The sequence below is a fragment of the Ralstonia sp. 24A2 genome, assembly GCF_051783885.1.
Classification (GTDB): domain Bacteria; phylum Pseudomonadota; class Gammaproteobacteria; order Burkholderiales; family Burkholderiaceae; genus Ralstonia.
Genome location: NZ_JBPVZD010000003.1, coordinates 758,609 through 775,054 on the forward strand (window position 1 = coordinate 758,609; position 16,446 = coordinate 775,054).

At 63.5% G+C, this 16,446-nt stretch carries 14 protein-coding genes; 5 read left to right on the forward strand and 9 right to left on the reverse strand.

Annotated features, from left to right (window positions below; all coding sequences use genetic code 11):
• The first annotated feature begins 50 nt into the window (after positions 1-50).
• Complete coding sequence (locus ACS13N_RS20900; RefSeq protein ID WP_438933522.1) at positions 51-1,349, forward strand: MFS transporter; 1,299 nt, start codon at positions 51-53, stop codon at positions 1,347-1,349.
• On the opposite strand, the gene modA is transcribed toward ACS13N_RS20900, so the two are convergent.
• From modA to ACS13N_RS20920, 4 genes are all read right to left on the reverse strand, one after another.
• The gene (gene modA, locus ACS13N_RS20905; protein ID WP_438933523.1) at positions 1,350-2,123 is read right to left on the reverse strand and encodes a molybdate ABC transporter substrate-binding protein; all 774 of its coding nucleotides are present in this window, start codon (positions 2,121-2,123) and stop codon (positions 1,350-1,352) included. It lies immediately after the preceding gene.
• 110 nt (positions 2,124-2,233) lie between these two features.
• Positions 2,234-3,106 carry a LysR family transcriptional regulator gene (locus ACS13N_RS20910; RefSeq protein WP_438933524.1) on the reverse strand — a complete coding sequence of 291 codons (873 nt, stop codon included), beginning with the start codon at positions 3,104-3,106 and terminating at the stop codon, positions 2,234-2,236.
• Between the two features lie 64 nt (positions 3,107-3,170).
• Complete coding sequence (locus ACS13N_RS20915; protein ID WP_438933525.1) at positions 3,171-3,605, reverse strand: VOC family protein; 435 nt, start codon at positions 3,603-3,605, stop codon at positions 3,171-3,173.
• Between the two features lie 247 nt (positions 3,606-3,852).
• Positions 3,853-4,431, reverse strand: coding sequence for a GNAT family N-acetyltransferase (locus ACS13N_RS20920; RefSeq protein ID WP_438933526.1), 579 nt, complete (start codon positions 4,429-4,431; stop codon positions 3,853-3,855).
• A gap of 132 nt (positions 4,432-4,563) precedes the next feature.
• On the opposite strand from ACS13N_RS20920, the gene ACS13N_RS20925 reads away from it, so the two are divergent.
• From ACS13N_RS20925 to ACS13N_RS20940, 4 genes are all read left to right on the forward strand, one after another.
• Positions 4,564-5,106 (forward strand): winged helix-turn-helix transcriptional regulator, encoded by a 543-nt coding sequence (locus ACS13N_RS20925; RefSeq protein WP_438933527.1) that lies wholly within the window; start codon positions 4,564-4,566, stop codon positions 5,104-5,106.
• Between the two features lie 183 nt (positions 5,107-5,289).
• Complete coding sequence (locus tag ACS13N_RS20930; RefSeq protein ID WP_438933528.1) at positions 5,290-6,123, forward strand: GntR family transcriptional regulator; 834 nt, start codon at positions 5,290-5,292, stop codon at positions 6,121-6,123.
• A gap of 114 nt (positions 6,124-6,237) precedes the next feature.
• Positions 6,238-7,473, forward strand: a complete 1,236-nt coding sequence (locus ACS13N_RS20935; protein ID WP_438933529.1) for an MFS transporter — start codon at positions 6,238-6,240, stop codon at positions 7,471-7,473.
• A gap of 215 nt (positions 7,474-7,688) precedes the next feature.
• The gene (locus ACS13N_RS20940; RefSeq protein WP_438933530.1) at positions 7,689-8,993 is read left to right on the forward strand and encodes an MFS family transporter; all 1,305 of its coding nucleotides are present in this window, start codon (positions 7,689-7,691) and stop codon (positions 8,991-8,993) included.
• A gap of 428 nt (positions 8,994-9,421) precedes the next feature.
• Here the strand turns inward: ACS13N_RS20940 and ACS13N_RS20945 are convergent, their stop codons facing one another.
• The 5 genes from ACS13N_RS20945 to ACS13N_RS20965 form a co-directional block, all read right to left on the reverse strand.
• Positions 9,422-10,762, reverse strand: a complete 1,341-nt coding sequence (locus ACS13N_RS20945) for an ABC transporter substrate-binding protein (RefSeq protein ID WP_438933531.1) — start codon at positions 10,760-10,762, stop codon at positions 9,422-9,424.
• Positions 10,763-10,881: 119 nt separating this feature from the next.
• Positions 10,882-11,427 carry a LuxR C-terminal-related transcriptional regulator gene (locus ACS13N_RS20950; protein WP_438933532.1) on the reverse strand — a complete coding sequence of 182 codons (546 nt, stop codon included), beginning with the start codon at positions 11,425-11,427 and terminating at the stop codon, positions 10,882-10,884.
• Between the two features lie 120 nt (positions 11,428-11,547).
• Complete coding sequence (locus ACS13N_RS20955; protein WP_438933533.1) at positions 11,548-13,026, reverse strand: extracellular catalytic domain type 1 short-chain-length polyhydroxyalkanoate depolymerase; 1,479 nt, start codon at positions 13,024-13,026, stop codon at positions 11,548-11,550.
• 270 nt (positions 13,027-13,296) lie between these two features.
• A complete protein-coding gene (locus ACS13N_RS20960) occupies positions 13,297-15,459 on the reverse strand; it encodes a 3-hydroxybutyrate oligomer hydrolase family protein (protein WP_438933534.1) in 2,163 nt (720 codons plus the stop codon).
• A 69-nt stretch (positions 15,460-15,528) separates the two neighbouring features.
• The gene (locus ACS13N_RS20965; protein ID WP_438933535.1) at positions 15,529-16,437 is read right to left on the reverse strand and encodes a MaoC/PaaZ C-terminal domain-containing protein; all 909 of its coding nucleotides are present in this window, start codon (positions 16,435-16,437) and stop codon (positions 15,529-15,531) included.
• Positions 16,438-16,446: the final 9 nt, after the last annotated feature.

Below are 16,446 nucleotides of genomic sequence, written 5' to 3' on the forward strand. Positions count from 1 at the left end.
TAGCACATTGTCGAGCCCACAAGAATCGAACGCCGGAATCGGACGCCCCCATGCAGAGACTTGCCCGCCTCATCGCCCCACGTTTCCACTACAGCTGGCTCGCCCTGGCCGTGGTGTTCCTGATCCTGTTGTGTGCGGCCGGCACGCGCGCCACGCCCAGCGTGATGATGCTGCCGCTTGAGCACGAGTTCGGCTGGAGCCGCGGCACGATCTCGCTGGCCATCTCGATCGGCATTGCGCTGTATGGGCTGACGGGGCCGTTTGCGGCGGCGTCGATGCAGTACTTCGGTATCCGCCGGACGGTGCTGGTCGCGCTGGCCGTGCTGGTCTCGGGCACCGCGCTCTCGGCCATGATGCGCGAGCCCTGGCAAATGGTGCTGCTGTGGGGCGTGATGGTGGGCGGTGGCACGGGCGTGGCGGCCATCACCCTGGGCGCGACGGTGGTCAACCGCTGGTTCACCTCGCACCGCGGGCTGGCAATGGGCATCCTGACAGCCAGCTCTGCCACCGGCCAACTCGTCTTCCTGCCGATGATGGCGGCGGTGGTCGAGCGCTACGGCTGGCGCCCGGTGGTGCTGATCGTGGCCGGCGCGCTGACGCTGCTGCTGCCGATCGTTGCGATGCTGCTGCCGGAGTCGCCCAAGAGCGTGGGCCTGCGCACCTACGGCGAGCCGGCCGACGCGCCGGAGGTTGACCAAGGCCCACGCGCCAATCCGATCACTCTGGCCATGAACACGCTTGTGCAGGCCATGCGCAAGCGCGATTTCTGGCTGCTCTTCTTCAGCTTCTTTATCTGCGGCGCCAGCACCAACGGCTATATCGGCACGCACTTCATCGCCATGTGCGCAGACCACGGCCTGACCGAGGTCAAGGGCGCAAGCCTGCTGGCGGTCATGGGGATTTTCGACCTGGTGGGGACCACGCTGTCGGGCTGGCTGTCCGACCGCTACAACAGCCGCGTGCTGCTGTTCTGGTACTACGGCCTGCGCGGGCTGTCGCTGATCTACCTGCCGTATGCGTTCGGCTTCGAGTTCTTCGGCCTGCCGGTGTTCGCGCTGTTCTATGGGCTGGACTGGATCGCCACCGTACCGCCGACCGTGCGCCTGACCAACGACGTGTTCGGCAAGGCGGCGGCGCCCATCGTCTTTGGTTGGATCGTCGCAGGGCACCAGCTGGGCGCGGCGTTTGCCACGCTGGGCGCGGGCATGATGCGCTCCACGCTAGGCAACTACACGCTGGCCTCGATGATCTCGGGCGGGCTGTGCGTGGCAGGCGCCTTCCTGGTGCTGCGCATCCACCGCACGCCCAAGCAGGATGCAGAGCGCGCGGGTCAACCGGCTACCGCGTAATCAGGGCTTCAGGAAACCATACTTGGCCAGCACTGCCTGGCCAGCCGGCGACATCACAAACGCCACGAAGTCGGCTGCCTGCTGCGGCTGCTTCGTGCCGGATGTCACAGCGATCGGGTACGTGAGCGGCACGTTCAGCGGCACGGGGCTTGCCACCTTCACCTTGTCGGCAGCAATGGCGGCATCGGTGGAAAACACCAGGCCCGCCTCGACCTCGCCGCGCGACACGTAATCCAGCGCCTGGCGCACGTTCTGCGCCAGCACCGCCTTAGCCTCAACCGGCTCCCACAGCTTGGCGGCTTCCAGTGCACGCTTGGCATAGCGGCCCACCGGCACCGACGCCGGGTTGCCGATCGCCACGCGCTTCACCTCGGGCTTGGTCAGATCCGTCAGCGCATGCACGGGCACCGTGCCCGTGGTCGGCACGATCAGCACGAGCTGGTTGGCAACAAAGTCATGACGCGTGTCTGCCTTGATGACCTTTTCGTCCATGGCCTTGTTCATCGCTTCCTGATCGGCGGAGGCAAACACATCAGCCGGGGCGCCGCGCACGATCTGCTGCATCAGCACATCCGACGCGCCAAAGTTGAGCACGACCTTGGTATCCGGATGCTGCGCTTCGTACTGCTGGGCGATCGTCTTGAAGGCGTTGGTCAGGCTGGCAGCTGCCGAGACGACCAGATCAGCGGCATGCGCCGGTGCAGACAGACCCAGCGACAGCGCAGCAACCAGACCAATGGCGCGCACGTGCGTGCGAAGCGAGAAACGTTGCATGAGAGACCCAGATGGATGGAGAAATGATCGTCGTAATATACGAGCCGATATAACGGCTGGTCAACGCGCCGCGGCTCATGCCGGGTATCACGCGATGGTCATGGCTCGACTCAGGTGACGCGCGCCGCTTCGTCGATGCAGTCGGCCAGGCGGCCGGCAATGGGCTGGCGACTGTGGCGCGGGCGTTCGATCAGGCCGATCTCGCGGGTGAAGGTGTCGTCGCCCAGGCTGATGGCGCGCACGCCGGGCGGCCATGCGCCCTGTGCGGCGGTCTGCGGGGCAAGCGCCACGCCCTGTCCGCGCGCCACGAGCAGCGTCATGCCTTGCAGCTCGTCGAGTTCGATCACATCGTGCGTGGTGATGTGCTGGTCGCGCAGGAACTGGTCAACCCGGCGGCCACCGAACGAACGGCGGTCGTAACGGATGAACGGCTGGTGCTCCAGCAGGACGCGCCAGTCATCGCCTGGCAGGCTGTCAGGCACAAGCAGTACGAAAGGTTCGGCCACCAGCGTGCGCCATTCAAGATCGGCCGGCACGGCAAACGGCGGGCGGATCAGCACGGCCAGGTCGATCTCACCAGCATCCACCAGGCCGAGCAGGTCCAGCGACACGCCCGGCAACACGCGCGCGCGGCAATGCGGGAATTCGGTCCGGAACTGCACCAGCGCATCCACCAGGAACGACGTCTGCACTGAAGCAATCGCGCCCACGCGAACAAGGCCGCGCTGCTCGTTGCCGCCGGCCTGATCGCCCAGGCGGTCGTACAGCGTGACGATGTGCTCGGCCAGCGCCAATGCATCGCGCCCGGCGGCGTTGAGCGTGGCCGAGCGGCCGGTGCGATCGAACAACTGAAAGCCGAGCGACTCCTCCAACCGCTGGATCTGCGCACTCACCGCCGATTGCGTCAGGCCAATGCGCTCGCCCGCGCCCGCAAAGGTGCCGTGCCGGGCAACGGCAATGAAGGTCTTGAGTTCTCGAAGCATGAGGCGCGCAGATCAGGAGAGAACCGCAAGGATACGCGCGCCGTGCTGACTGACTTCGGCCGTCTTACTTGGCAAACAGCGATGCCATGTTGGCAAACGCCTTCATCTCCATCGCATTGCCCGACGGGTCGAGGAAGAACATCGTGGCCTGCTCGCCCACTTCGCCCTTGAAGCGGATGTGCGGCTCGATGATGAAGTCGATGCCGGCGGCGCGCAGCTTGTCGGCAGCGGCTTCCCACTCAGCCATCGAGAGCACCACGCCAAAGTGGCGCACCGGCACGTTGTCGCCGTCGACGGCGCTGGTCTTGCGGTGGCCGATTTCGTCCGGCGCTAGGTGGGCGACGATCTGGTGGCCGTAGAAGTTGAAGTCGACCCAGTCTGGCGAGCTGCGGCCCTCGGGGCAACCAAGAATGTCGCCGTAAAACGCGCGCGCGGCGGCAATGTCGTGCACGGGGAAGGCAAGGTGGAACGGGGCAAGCACAGGTGTCACGTTGCTCATGGTGTGGGGCACAGAACAGGAATGGTTGGAATCGGGCGGCGCCGGCACGCAGGAGGGGGGGGCCACCCACGCACCAGGCCACGCGAAAGAGTCTATGCGCACCAACTCATCCACAAAAGCGATGTTTTTTTGCACTGAGCACCATGAATTTCGATGAATCAGGCAAAAAAGAAGCCGCACAACGGCGGCGAAAGAGACACGCAGTAAGCACACCTGCATGGGGTGCAGGCGCGCGAAGGAGGAAAGATCAGGCGAAAACGAAAGGCGTGATGGCCGCTTCGACCTGCGCCAGCGGCAGGCGCACGGTGCACACGGTGGCGTCGCCCGGCACGCCGGCCACGTGGAAACCCGCATCACGGGCCAGGCCGATCATGCGGCGGTTGGTGGAGAGCACTTCGCCAAAGACTTCGCGGGCGCCGGAGACACGCGCGGCCCGCACCAGCGTAGCGAACAGGCGCCGGCCCACGCCCTTGCCCTGCCAGGCATCGGCCACCAGCATGGCGAACTCGGCAACACCGTCTTCGATGACAAAGCGGCCGTCAGCGATCAGGTCTTCGCCGGTGCCACCCGCGCGGGCCACGCTCACGATCAGCGCCATGTGGTTGACGTAGTCGATCTGCGTATACGCGGCGAGCATCTCGTCAGACAGCCGGCCGCCGCCTACCAGAAAGCGCGCATAGCGCGACTCGGACGACAACCCCTCGACCAGGGCGGCCTCCAATGGAGCGTCTTGCGGCAGAATCGGGCGCACGGTGGCGATGGAGCCGTCGTGCATGGTCCAGCGGTCGATCCATTCGGCGGGGTAACGGTGGATGGTGTAAAGCATGGGGATCTCCTCACGCGATGGATCGTTTTGTGATTGTCAGAGCGGGATCGCCACCTGACTTTTCAATTTGAACCTAGATTAGCAGAAACCCTGACTTTTGCAAGCAAAGTCAGAATTGACTATGATTTTGGTATGAGAATCCCAGAACCCTTCCCCGTCCCTGCGGCGTCCGAGTTGGTGGCGTCAATGGAACAGCCGTGCTCGATCGCGGCGGCGGTGTCGATCGTCGGCGAGAAGTGGACGCTGCTCGTGCTGCGCGAGGCGTTTTCGGGCGTGACGCGATTCGACGAGTTCCTGCGCCGCACGGGGTGCTCGACGGCGATCCTGTCGTCGCGGCTCAAGGCACTGGTGGCCTACGGCATCCTGCGCCGGGTGCCATATCAGGAGCCCGGCGACCGTGTGCGCGATGCGTACCGACTGACGCGTGCGGGCGTCGATCTGCTGCCCGCCATCGTGGCGCTCATGCAATGGGGCGACCGCTATCTCACCCCCGACGGCGAAGGCCCGATGCTGCTGCGCGACCGCGAAAGCGGCACGCCGATCCACGTGGCGCTGGTCAACGCGCTGGGCGAACCGGTGGCGCCCAAGAACTCGATGCGCGAACCGAACCCGCGTTACAGCCATGGCAATCATCCGCCGGCGGATGACGCCGGCACGCCAGCGGCTGACAGGTAACAAGCAGGTAACGCACAACTTTACACGTTAGCCAAAACCCCCTATCGTCGCGGATGGACGGGCGTACGCCCTGCTTTTTGTCGTCTTTTCCTAAAGTCATCCCGCGCTTGGTCGTTCTCTCTCTCCTGACGACCACCTTTTCCGATCTCGACCTCGCCGCACACGCACGGACCCACGACCGCCATGCCCGATGCCGTGGTACCGCTCTACCACCAGATCTACGTTGTCCTGCGCCAGCAGATTCTCGAAGGCAAATTCGGGGATGGGCCGATGCCGGGCGAGATCGAACTCGCCCGTCAGTTTGGCGCGTCGCGCGTCACGATGCGGCGCGTGTTCGATTACCTGGTCAAGGAAGGGTTGGTGCGCCGCCACCGCGGCATGGGCACCTTCGTGGTCAAGCCCGATGACCCGCTGGTGATGGGCGGCGGGCAGACGCTACTGCAGAACATCATCGACGTGGGCGAGCGTACCTCCGCCGTTGTCGTCGAATTTGAAGACGTGCTGGCCCCGCCCGACGAGGCCAAATGCCTGGACCTGGCCCCCGGCACGCCGATCAAGAAGCTCGTGCGCGTGCGCCATCTGGAAGACACGCCCATGGCGCTCATCACCACGTGGCTGCCGCTGGACGTGACCAGCAAGCTCACGCTCGAGCGCCTGGCAAACCAATCGCTGCTGCGGTTGATCGAGGCCTCCGGCGTGCGGATTGATCGCGCGTCGCAGGTGGTCTCGGCGCGGCTGGCGGATGTGGCGACGGCACAGTATCTGGACGTGGCCGTCGGTGCGCCGCTGCTGTCAGTGCAGCGCATCGTGCGTGAGATGAGCGGGCGCCCGGTGCAACTGCTGCAGGGCCTGTACCGGCCCGACCGCTACGAGTACCGCATGGAACTCTCGCGCGTGGGCGAAGACCGTGCCCGCCTGTGGATCGACAACGCCGGTCACGACGTGCAGGGCGGCCACAGCGAAGACGTGGAAGAGGCTTCGCCACCATCGCCCGCACCGGCCAACGAACGCGCCTGACTGGGTAGGGTCGACATCACCGACAGCGGGGTTATTCCGCCGTCAGCAACCTCAAAGGAAAGTTGCTAGGATCGCCGCTTCGCTGCGACGCAGCAATCTTCCCATGAGGTTCCCATGTCGGCCTCGCCTGTTTCTCCCACACCCGCCACACCCGCAACGCCCTCCACATCCGCCGCCACGCGCCATGAAAGCGATCGGCAAGGACTGATCCGCCTGCTCACGGCCGGTGCCGGCATCAGCGTGGCGTGCATCTACCTGAACCATCCGCTGCTCGGGCTCATCAGCCGCGACCTGGCCATCGCGCCGCATGCGCTGGGCGTGTTGCCCACGCTCACGGCCGCCGGCTACGCCAGCGGCATCTTCTTCTTTGGCCCGCTGGGCGACCGTTACGACCGCCGCCTCGTCATCCTGTGGAAGGCGGTACTGCTCACGCTCGCGCTCATCGGCAGTTGCCTCGCGCCCAACCTGCCGCTGCTGGCAGCCTCGGGCTTTGTGATCGGGCTGTCGGCCACCATTGCGCAGGACTTCGTGCCCAGCGCCGCTGCCATCAGCACAGACCTGAATCGCAACCGCAACATCGGCACGGTGATGACGGGGCTGCTGATCGGCATCGTCAGCTCGCGCGTGTTCAGCGGCATCGTGGCGGACCACTTCGGCTGGCGTGCAGCATTTGGTGTATCAGCAGTGGCGATCGTCGGGTTGGCGATTGCCGTGCGCGCGTCCCACTTTGGCGTGGCACCCGCCACGCGGCAGCCGTACTTCACGCTGCTGCGCTCACTGGGCACGCTGTTCATGCAGCATCCGCGGCTGCGGGCGTCGGCGCTGACGCAGGCGTTCATCGGCATTGCGTTTTCGGGGTTCTGGTCGACTGTGGCACTACACCTGACGAGTTCGCTCGGACTGTCGACGGGCCAGGCGGGTCTGCTGGGGCTGGCAGGCGCGGCGGGTGCGCTGGGTGCGAGCATTGCCGGGCGCCTGTCCGGCCGCGTGGCACCCGGCCACATCGTCGTGGGCGGTGCACTGCTGATGGCAGTGACGTTTGCTGCGATGACGCTGTTTCCACACTCGCTCATCGCCATCGTGATCGGCACGCTCCTCTTTGACGTGGGCGTGCAGGCGGCGCTCGTCTCGCACCAGACCATCATCTATGCGCTGGCGCCGGAAGCGCGCAGCCGCATCAACGCAGTGTTCATGACGGCGCTGTTCATCGGCATGTCGGTGGGCGCGTATGGTGCCAGCCTGGCGTGGACCAGCGCGCGCTGGTCGGGGCTGATGACGTTCTGCGCGGTGGCGTCGGTCGTGGCGCTGGTATTGCGCGTGGCATTCAACGCGCGACAGGGGGCCCGTTGAATGGAATGGGCAAAACTGGCATGACGCCAGCAATGAGCGTACCCATTTCTGCGTAACCCCAAACCGCCGGAAGTGCCCTGTTTCGCGCACTTCCGGCAACGCGCCATCTCGCTCATCGGGGCAATTCCGGGGCGCGGCAATCCGTCACTTGTCGCTACAATTCTGTGGGTCGGCTTCACGCCATTCCACAAGAACACTCACCCCGAGACGCTCCCATGGACATCACAGCCAACCAGCAAGCCGTCGACCCACATGACACCCGGCGCCGCATCCTCGCCATCGTCGGCGCATCATCGGGCAACCTGGTCGAGTGGTTCGACTTCTACGTCTACGCATTCTGTTCGCTGTACTTCGCGCCGGCGTTCTTCCCCAAAGGGGATCCGACAACGCAGTTGCTGAACACGGCCGGCGTGTTTGCAGCGGGCTTCCTCATGCGGCCGATTGGCGGCTGGCTGTTCGGCCGCATTGCCGACAGGCACGGCCGGCGCACGGCCATGATGATCTCGGTGCTGATGATGTGCGGCGGCTCGCTGCTGATCTCGGTCTTGCCTACCTACGCACAGATCGGCGCACTCGCACCGTTCCTGCTGCTGGTGGCGCGCCTGTTCCAGGGCCTGTCGGTGGGCGGGGAATACGGCACCAGCGCCACCTACATGAGTGAAGTGGCACTTGCCGGGCGGCGCGGTTTTTTTGCCTCATTCCAATACGTGACGCTGATCGGCGGTCAGTTGGGCGCGGTGCTCGTGCTGGTGATCCTGCAGCAGTTCCTGAGCACCGCTGAAATGGAAGCCTGGGGCTGGCGCATTCCGTTTGTGGTGGGGGCTCTCACCGCGTTGATTGCGCTATACCTGCGCAAGTCGCTGCACGAAACGCAGACCACCGCATCGCGCAAGGCCGAGGACGCGGGCACGATCCGCGGCGCGTGGAAACATAAAGGCGCGTTCCTGCGCGTGATCGGCTTTACCGCCGGCGGCTCGCTGATCTTCTACACGTTCACGACGTACATGCAGAAGTACCTCGTCAACACGGCACACATGGACAAGAAAACCGCCTCCAACGTCATGACGGTGGCGCTGTTCGTGTACATGCTGCTGCAGCCGGCGTTCGGCGCGCTGTCCGATCGCATCGGCCGCCGCAATTCGATGCTGCTGTTCGGAGCACTGTCGGTTATCGGCACGGTGCCGCTGATGAACGCACTGGCCACGGTGTCGAGCCCGGTCGCCGCATTCAGCCTGATTACGGTGGCACTGGCCATCGTCAGCTTCTACACGTCGATCAGCGGCTTGATCAAGGCCGAGATGTTCCCGCCGGAGGTGCGTGCGATGGGCGTGGGCCTGTCATATGCCATTGCCAACGCGGTGTTCGGCGGCTCGGCCGAATACGTTGCGCTGTGGTTCAAGCAGGCCGGCAGCGAGTCGACGTTCTACTGGTACGTGACCGCGCTGTGCGCCGTGTCGTTCATCGTGACGTACTTCATGCCCGACCCGAGCAAGGAAGGGTATCTACGCCACGAGCCGTGAGCGCAGCCTGAAAACGCCGCATCTGCCGTTGGCGCTCTGTTCATGACGGAGCGCCAACGACAGACAAAAGGCTGTACCTAAATCATATCCGGATGATTAACTCAGTCTAGCCACCAATAATCTGGGGCTGCCAATAATCCGAATACTGAGTTCAGTTTTTCTTTCTGCAGCAGCCGACACTGATCCGTCATTGAACGGATGAGGTCGCAGACTGCCCCCCCCCAACGCCCCTCCACCAACCCACTCCAAGCGGGGCTGGCGCATGCACGCCCATCGCGGCCTGCTTGGAGAATCCTGACGTTGCGCTGAGCGATCTTCATGCCACTAAAGGCAGATCAATTAATGTCAGATTTACTGGAAAATTAATTATCAAGAATAATAATCGCAGATCAAAATTACAAAGACCATTAGATCTGACTTTTATATTATTAAAATGTGAAAAACGCGATCCCGCCTCGTATAATATTTTGACAGCCGGCAAACATAATCCTATTCCTACTCATGTTCCCAACGCGGAACATAATCTCACAGGAGGTAATATGGCTACTGAACCGCGAGTCATCAGACTGCGCGCCAACACCACGTTTTTCCTTGGCGTCCAAGATCAGATCGCATACTCCCCCGCGAAGCTTAAGCAAAACGGCGATGGTCAGACCACGATCTGGGAAATTGAGTGGAGTAAGAACGCGATCCTGCTGCACTCTTCCCAAGGGTGGCTTGCCCTCGACTTCCAGGGCCAGCGCGCAGCAAGCGAGGTACCGCTGATCGTGTCGCCTTATAACGGTGCGCCCACGCCCACCCAGCAGTGGAGCTTCTTTGTGCGGCCGGGTTACATCACGTCCCTCGCCAATCAGTCTTTGGTGGTCGACCTGAAGGACCGGGTGATCAAGGATGGCCAGCCGATCTGGGGCTATCCGTTCAACGGCTCGCCTGCTCAGCAGTGGGCGCTTTTGAGTCCGTTTGAAGCCCTCGAAGAAGCCCTCGAAGAGGCTGCCGAAACTGCTTGATCCCGCATCGGCCAGACTGGAAAGCGGCGGGTTCATCCTGCCGCTTTTTCTTTGGTGTGATGATGTTTTCGCTGATGACGCCTTGCCGTTGAGTTCCGCCGTGTCCGCAGGAGAAGTCGGCGTCAACGTCGTCGCCCTGAACGCTGTGCGGAATCGTCGTAACGATGTGGGCGCCGAACGTTGCCGCCCCCCCTGCGCGGCCTGCACGCAAGTCATGCCAAATGCGTTGTCCTGATGCACCACGGCAACGCGCTTGAGCCCCACGGTCGTTGCTTGCTGAATCATCCTGGCCACTTCGCTCGAATACGGCGCGCGAGTATGGAACAGGGGCGCAGTCGCTTTTCGCACGGCTTCCGCGCCGGTCAGCGTGCCGACGACCGGAAAACGGTATCGCTCGATCAGCGGCAATGCGGCGGCTGTATTGCCTGTACCGCCAAGACAAGCAAGGCCAAATACGTCATCACCAACAAACGCGCGGATATTGGCCGCGGTGGTCTTCTCGGGTACGTATTCGTCTTCCAGGTGTTTCAGCTCCAGCTTGCGACCGTGCACGCCTCCTAGCATGTTCACGTGGTTGAAGTAGGCAAGCAGTCCGTTGGTGTAGTTGCGGTACACCCCATCCCAAATGCTGTTGAAGCCGATGGACTGCCCAAAGATGATCTTGTCGGTATGCACGCCGGGCTCAGCCGCTCGAGCGATCGGCACCACCATTGCGCCGCCGGCCAGCGTGGCAGCACCTCGCATGAACTGTCTTCGATCCATGTGTCCCCTCCTTGTTGTATGGAGCGGTTGCGAACGAAGACGCGCTCTGACAACCGTGAGCGTGGCTCGCGCGAAAGACCCATCGCCACTTGTCGCAGCCGCGCATTGGTCGGCACCACCTAGTGGCCCATCAGTCGTCGGACCAGTTCGATCGCCGTGTTGGCGCCGTACTTCTTCATGAGCCGCGCGCGGTATATTTCAACCGTGCGCGGACTGATGTCGAGTTGCTTGCCGATCTGCTTGCTGCTTTTTCCTTCGATGAGTTGCGCAGCCACATCGCGCTCGCGTGGTGTCAGCTCGACCGCCATCGGCCGATGCGCCGATAGGTCTTCGAACGTCCAGATGCCCTCGCCCAGCGGTCGGTCGCGATCGAATGCCCGACCGGTCACATGGCACCAGAACAACTCGCCGTTGGCGCGTTTCATGATGCGCTCGTCCGAATAGCTGCCGCGTACGTTGTTGATGGGTGCAATACGTGCGCCCATGCGTTCGAAATCGCCCTGGCTTGGGTAGAGCATCTCGAATGACTGGCCGATGATGGCTCCGCATGCGTGGCCGAAGATGCGAGCCGCCTCTTCGTTCACGTCGAGCACCACGCGCTCCCGGGACATCGCCATGCCCACCGGAGCGCGCCGGAAGAGGGTCTGATAGTCGAAGGTTGGCATCGGCGTCTGTACGGTCTGACTCAAGAGTGGAATGGCGCCGGCCCCAATTCCATTCAGCCATGGCTGAACGCACTTGGGACCGGCCTGCTTAGCGGCCGCTACGGCCACGTCGGTGCTGGCTTACGGGCAATTGCCGACGATGTAGTAGCCGGCCGCCGTCTGCGCCAAGGTGCTCGTATAGAACAGGTTGTCCAGACCCATGCTTTGGTTGGAGCCGTTGGCGTAGGCCACACCGCCGCTGTCGTGCGCCCGCCCAGCCTGCACGTGGGCGTAATTGCTAGCCGTGGTGGCCGTGCAGGCAAAGCTCGATTGCGTCTTGGCCGACACGGCGGTCGACTGCGCGCTTTCACCCGCCGTCGGGTCGATCTCGGTCACCGTGTAGCTGTAGGTGGTACCCGCGATCAAGCCCGAGTCGGTGTACGTCGTGGACGTGGATGACCCCACCTTGCTGCCGTTGCGGTAGACGTTGTAGCTGGTCGCGTTGGTCACCGCATTCCACGACAGCGAAACGCTCGTGGTGGTCGTGCCCGTCACCGCCAGGCCGGTGGGCGTGCTGCCAGACTGCACCGGCCCACTACCGGCACGCAGGTTGTTCTTCACCCAGTAGTCCATGACGAATGCCGGGTAGTTGATGTGCGTGGCATCGACGTAATTGGTGTTGTCGCCGCCGGTACCGGCCGGCCACGCGTGTGCCATACCTGAGACGGAAATCTCGTGCGTGCGAAGCTTGCCGTTGCTATCGGTATAGGGCGTATTGGTACCGCCACCCGAAATCGAAACCGTCGCACCCTTCGTGAAGGTGCCGCCGTAAATCTGGCGGAAGGCTGCAGTGTCCATCGGACCATACGCTTGCGCCACGGTGTAGTCCGACGTCCCCCACACGGCGCCGGCGATCTGCGTGTTGAAGCTGCTGGCGTTCGACCCTGCCCACGCCTTGCAGTTGTTGGCCGCCGTCGTGGCGGTGTAGCCGGAAGGTACGTAGCCGATCTGCGAGGTGGTGGTTCCCGGCGGCGGGCCAGCGTTGATGCCGATGCCCGCAAAGATGTCCGGCGCGATACAACCCAGCACCATGGTCATGCCGCCACCGGAAGACAAGCCGGCCACGTAAACCTGGTTCGGGTCGATGGCGTATTGCGAGTTGGTGACGAAGCGGTTGACGAGGTCCAGCAGCACGCCCACGTGTCCGCTCGTGCGGCTGGGCGACGTGTTGGCGTAGTCCCAGCAGTGGTTGCTGTAGACGTTGCCGGTGGCATTGGGTGCGAGGATGACGGCGCCATATTGCTCGGCAATCGTCTTCCAATTGAAGCCCGCACCGTTAGCGTTGTCGATCACGTCGCCGGACGCGGTTTGCAGGCAACCATGCAGCACCAGCACCAGGGCGCGCTTGCCGTTGGGCGTGGTCGGCTGACTGGCTGGCCAATAAAAGTAGCCGGTCAAATTACCGCCATTGGCCGTATCTGTAGCCCAGGTTTGTTGGCTGCTCCACGCGCCGGGCCCGGCGGTGACCGCCGCGTGCGCTGAAAACGTTGCCAGCGCGGTCATCAGTGCGACAGCCAGCACGTAAAGCCACTGCCATCGATATCCGAATGGGTGTTTCATGGTGTCTCTCTCCTATTGAGGTGGTCTTGCTTTGCTGCCTTCACTGCAACGAAAACCAACGTACGGCGGGTACTGCGCAACCGCGTTGCCGTGGAGTTTTTTTTATATGAGACATGATTCATATTTCATCGTGTAACCGCACGAGATGCCGCATGTATCAGAACTGAACTGAAAAAAGTGCTGGGGGAAGCGCCCTGAGCGCGGACGTATCAAGCGCTCAGGGCAGCACAGGGCGGTCTCCGTGGCGGAGTACCCTGCGTCGGATGGGAATCAGTTGGGCACGGACACGGTCGCCATACCACCCGAGACGCTGACCGAAATGCGGTCGGCCGCCGCCGGCGTGTTCGTGAAGTTCGGCACATTGGTGGCCGCAATGGCGGGCGCCAAGCCCGCCGTGCCTCCACGCGGCGTCGTGCGCACCACTTGCGACGGCGGCAGCGGCGTGCCGCTCTTCAGGTTGGCGTACACCGCATCCAGTGCGCGTTGTTCATACAGCACCAGCGGCACAAAGAGCGTGTCGTAACCCGGCACGAGGTCAATGAAGCCATCGAAGTGTTGGGCATTGGTCACCTCGATATACGAGAGCTTGCTGCCCGTATCGACCTGCGCATTGAGCCCCAGATACGGCCGCGCGCCGTGGTTGACCGGCAGCAGCGCATCGTTGCGGCCCTGCACGATCAGTGCCGGCCTGCCACCCAAGTTGCCCGTGCGCAATGTCTGCGAAATGCCGAGTTGCAGCGCCTGCGAAGCGGCATCTGCACCGGTCAGGAGGTTACGCAGGCACCGGGCGCCGTCCAGATTGGCCGCCTGCGTACCGGATGAATCGACCGATTGCTTGCTCTGCGTGGCACCGCCCTGTGCGAGGTTGTTGATCAACTGCACACCGGTGGTGGGCGGGATACCGTTGCCGGTGGCGGCCAGTTGCGCCAACGTCGTGGCATTGACGGCGGTCGGGTGGAAAGATGCGTCCACGGCGGCAAAGCTGAAGTTGCACAGGTTGTCGAGCACACTGGCGCGTGCCAACGCGTTGCCGAAGGTAGTGGCAACCGACGGATCAATCTCGAAATACGCCATCGAGGCGTGCACGAGATCGGATTCGGGCTCCCAACCGTAAGTGCGCATCTTCTGCAGCGCTTCATCTGCTTGTGTGGCCGTGGTGGCGGAAGACAGCAGACCATTGGCGTGCAGGGCAGCGCAGCGGTTGGCTTGCACGCTAGCCGGCCAGCCGACGTTGCCGACAAAGAACGACTGCGTGGGCGCGGCCGACACACTGCTCGACAACGCCGCACACAAGCGGAACTCGTTGGCGTAGCTCACATAGTCGAACAGCGGCTTGCCGCTCACGGGCAGCGTCACGCCGCCACGCTGCACTTGCACGTTGGCCGATGCCGGCAGGTTCAGTCCGGGCTCGCCCACGGCCACGCCGTCGATCAAGTTGGTGGTGTCTTGCTCGGCGGCCGCAATAGCCGCCCCGCCCCCGTTGGACACACTGGAGGCGATGACGATGGTGTTGTTGGGGCGCACCGCCAGTGCGCTGCCATTCAGCACGCTCGAGCCGCTCAGCTTGTCGTTGATGGCCCAGAAGGCGAACTGCACTGCTTGCAGTGTGAAACGGCCCCAATCCTTTTCAGGGTTGCGTTGCGAGTGGGCATGCTTGAATGCGAGCCGGTTCGGCGTGGCCAGATTGAATGCGGCGAGCTGGCTATCAGTGAGCGGCGCAGCAAACTGCGCCTTGCTGCCGGCGGCTGCGCGCGTAGTGCGGGTACCGTCCTGCAGCGGTACGGTATCGGTAGCCAGGTCGTGCGGGCCGGCGCCGGTGCCCTTGTCCGCATAGGCGACGGCGCATTTGCGCTTGAGGCCCCACTCACCGGTCGAGATGGCGCCATAGATGCCACGTGAGCCCGACGACGTAGCCGTGATGATGCACGGGTTGGCCGCATCGAAGGCGTCCGGAATCTGCACCAGCAGCACGACATTCTGCTGCCCGGTGCCATCGTCGGAATAGGCGACGTATTCCACGCCGGGCACCATGCCGCTGCCGGACGTGACATTGCCGCTGGCGTCGACGTTCGGGCCGTAGAGCGTGCCATAGCCGCCCTTCGCGTTCGTGTCGACCAGCGCGCGGTAGTTGTTGTAGATCGCCAGGCGCCGCAACTCAGCTGCGGTGGGGGCGGTCGCGTTGGCCACCGTGGGTGCCGTGGACGATGCCAGCCCCGATGCACCCAGACCAGCCGTCAACAGATCGTCGCTCACGCCATCGAAACGCGTGATCGTCACCGTGCCGACAAACGACGGCTTGACGTTGCTCGGTGTGGGGTTGTTGTCATTGCTGCCGCCGCAACTTGCCAGACCGATCGCGCCCGACGCGACCATCGCTGTCAGCAGCGTGCCGCACAATCGGCGGCCACTGCCCTTTCCTTGCATCGTTCTCATAGTGCCTCCCTGTTATCGGTGTTTCATCCGAAGATTTCCACTGCAACGAGTTTGCTCACTACATTCGAGCTATGCGGCGACCTCAGCACGCTTGTCTTCCAGGTTGCGTACCAGCACCAGCGCCTCGCCTTGCAACACGATCCGGCCATCGACGCCTCGCACGTCGGTGGCAAGATTGACCAGTTCCTTGTCGGCGCGCAGCCGCACGATGCGCACCGATGCGGTGAGCGGCTCGCCCACGCCTGTCGCAGCGCGCAAATGCAGTGCCTGTTTCATCCAACCCGTGCCGCGCCCGGGCAAGCGCGTGCCCAACAGGTCGGAGAACATGCCAGCCAGCAGCGGCAGCGGCACCAGTTCGCCGCTGAAACCGCGCGAGCGTGCAAACGCGGCGTCGGTGTAGAACGGATTGCCGTCGCCCGACAGTGCCGCGTACTCGTCGATGTCAGCCGTGGTGAAGGAACGGGTCGCCTGAACCGACTGACCAACAAACAAGTGGTAAAGCACCGCATCGCCCGCCAGCTGCGCGGCATCAACGGTAGGCATGGAAGCACGCTGTTCTGTGAGCCCAACGGCACTAGCACCCAACAGCACATGGGCGCGCCCCAGCGCCGTCACCTGCGCACCGGGATCGCTCAGCGCCTCACCGTTGCGTTGCAGGCACCGGATCTCGGTATCGAGCGTCATTGCTCCGGGGCCGGGTGAAGGCTGCAGCGCCAGCACCGCCGCCACGCCATCGGCCACGAACGTCGGGCGCGGAAACATCAAGGTCTGGGCGATGGGCAACACGGGCTGCGCAAAGCTACGCGTCATCTGCGCGCTCAACAGTGAGAACAGGAACATGCCGTGCGCAACAGTTGCGCCAAAGTGCGTGGTCTTGGCGAACGCGGGATCGCAATGGATCGGGTTGTCGTCGCGCGAGAGCGCGGCAAAGCGATTGAAATCCACCTGAGTAAGCACGTGCAGACTGGAAGGCTGCATGGATGGCAT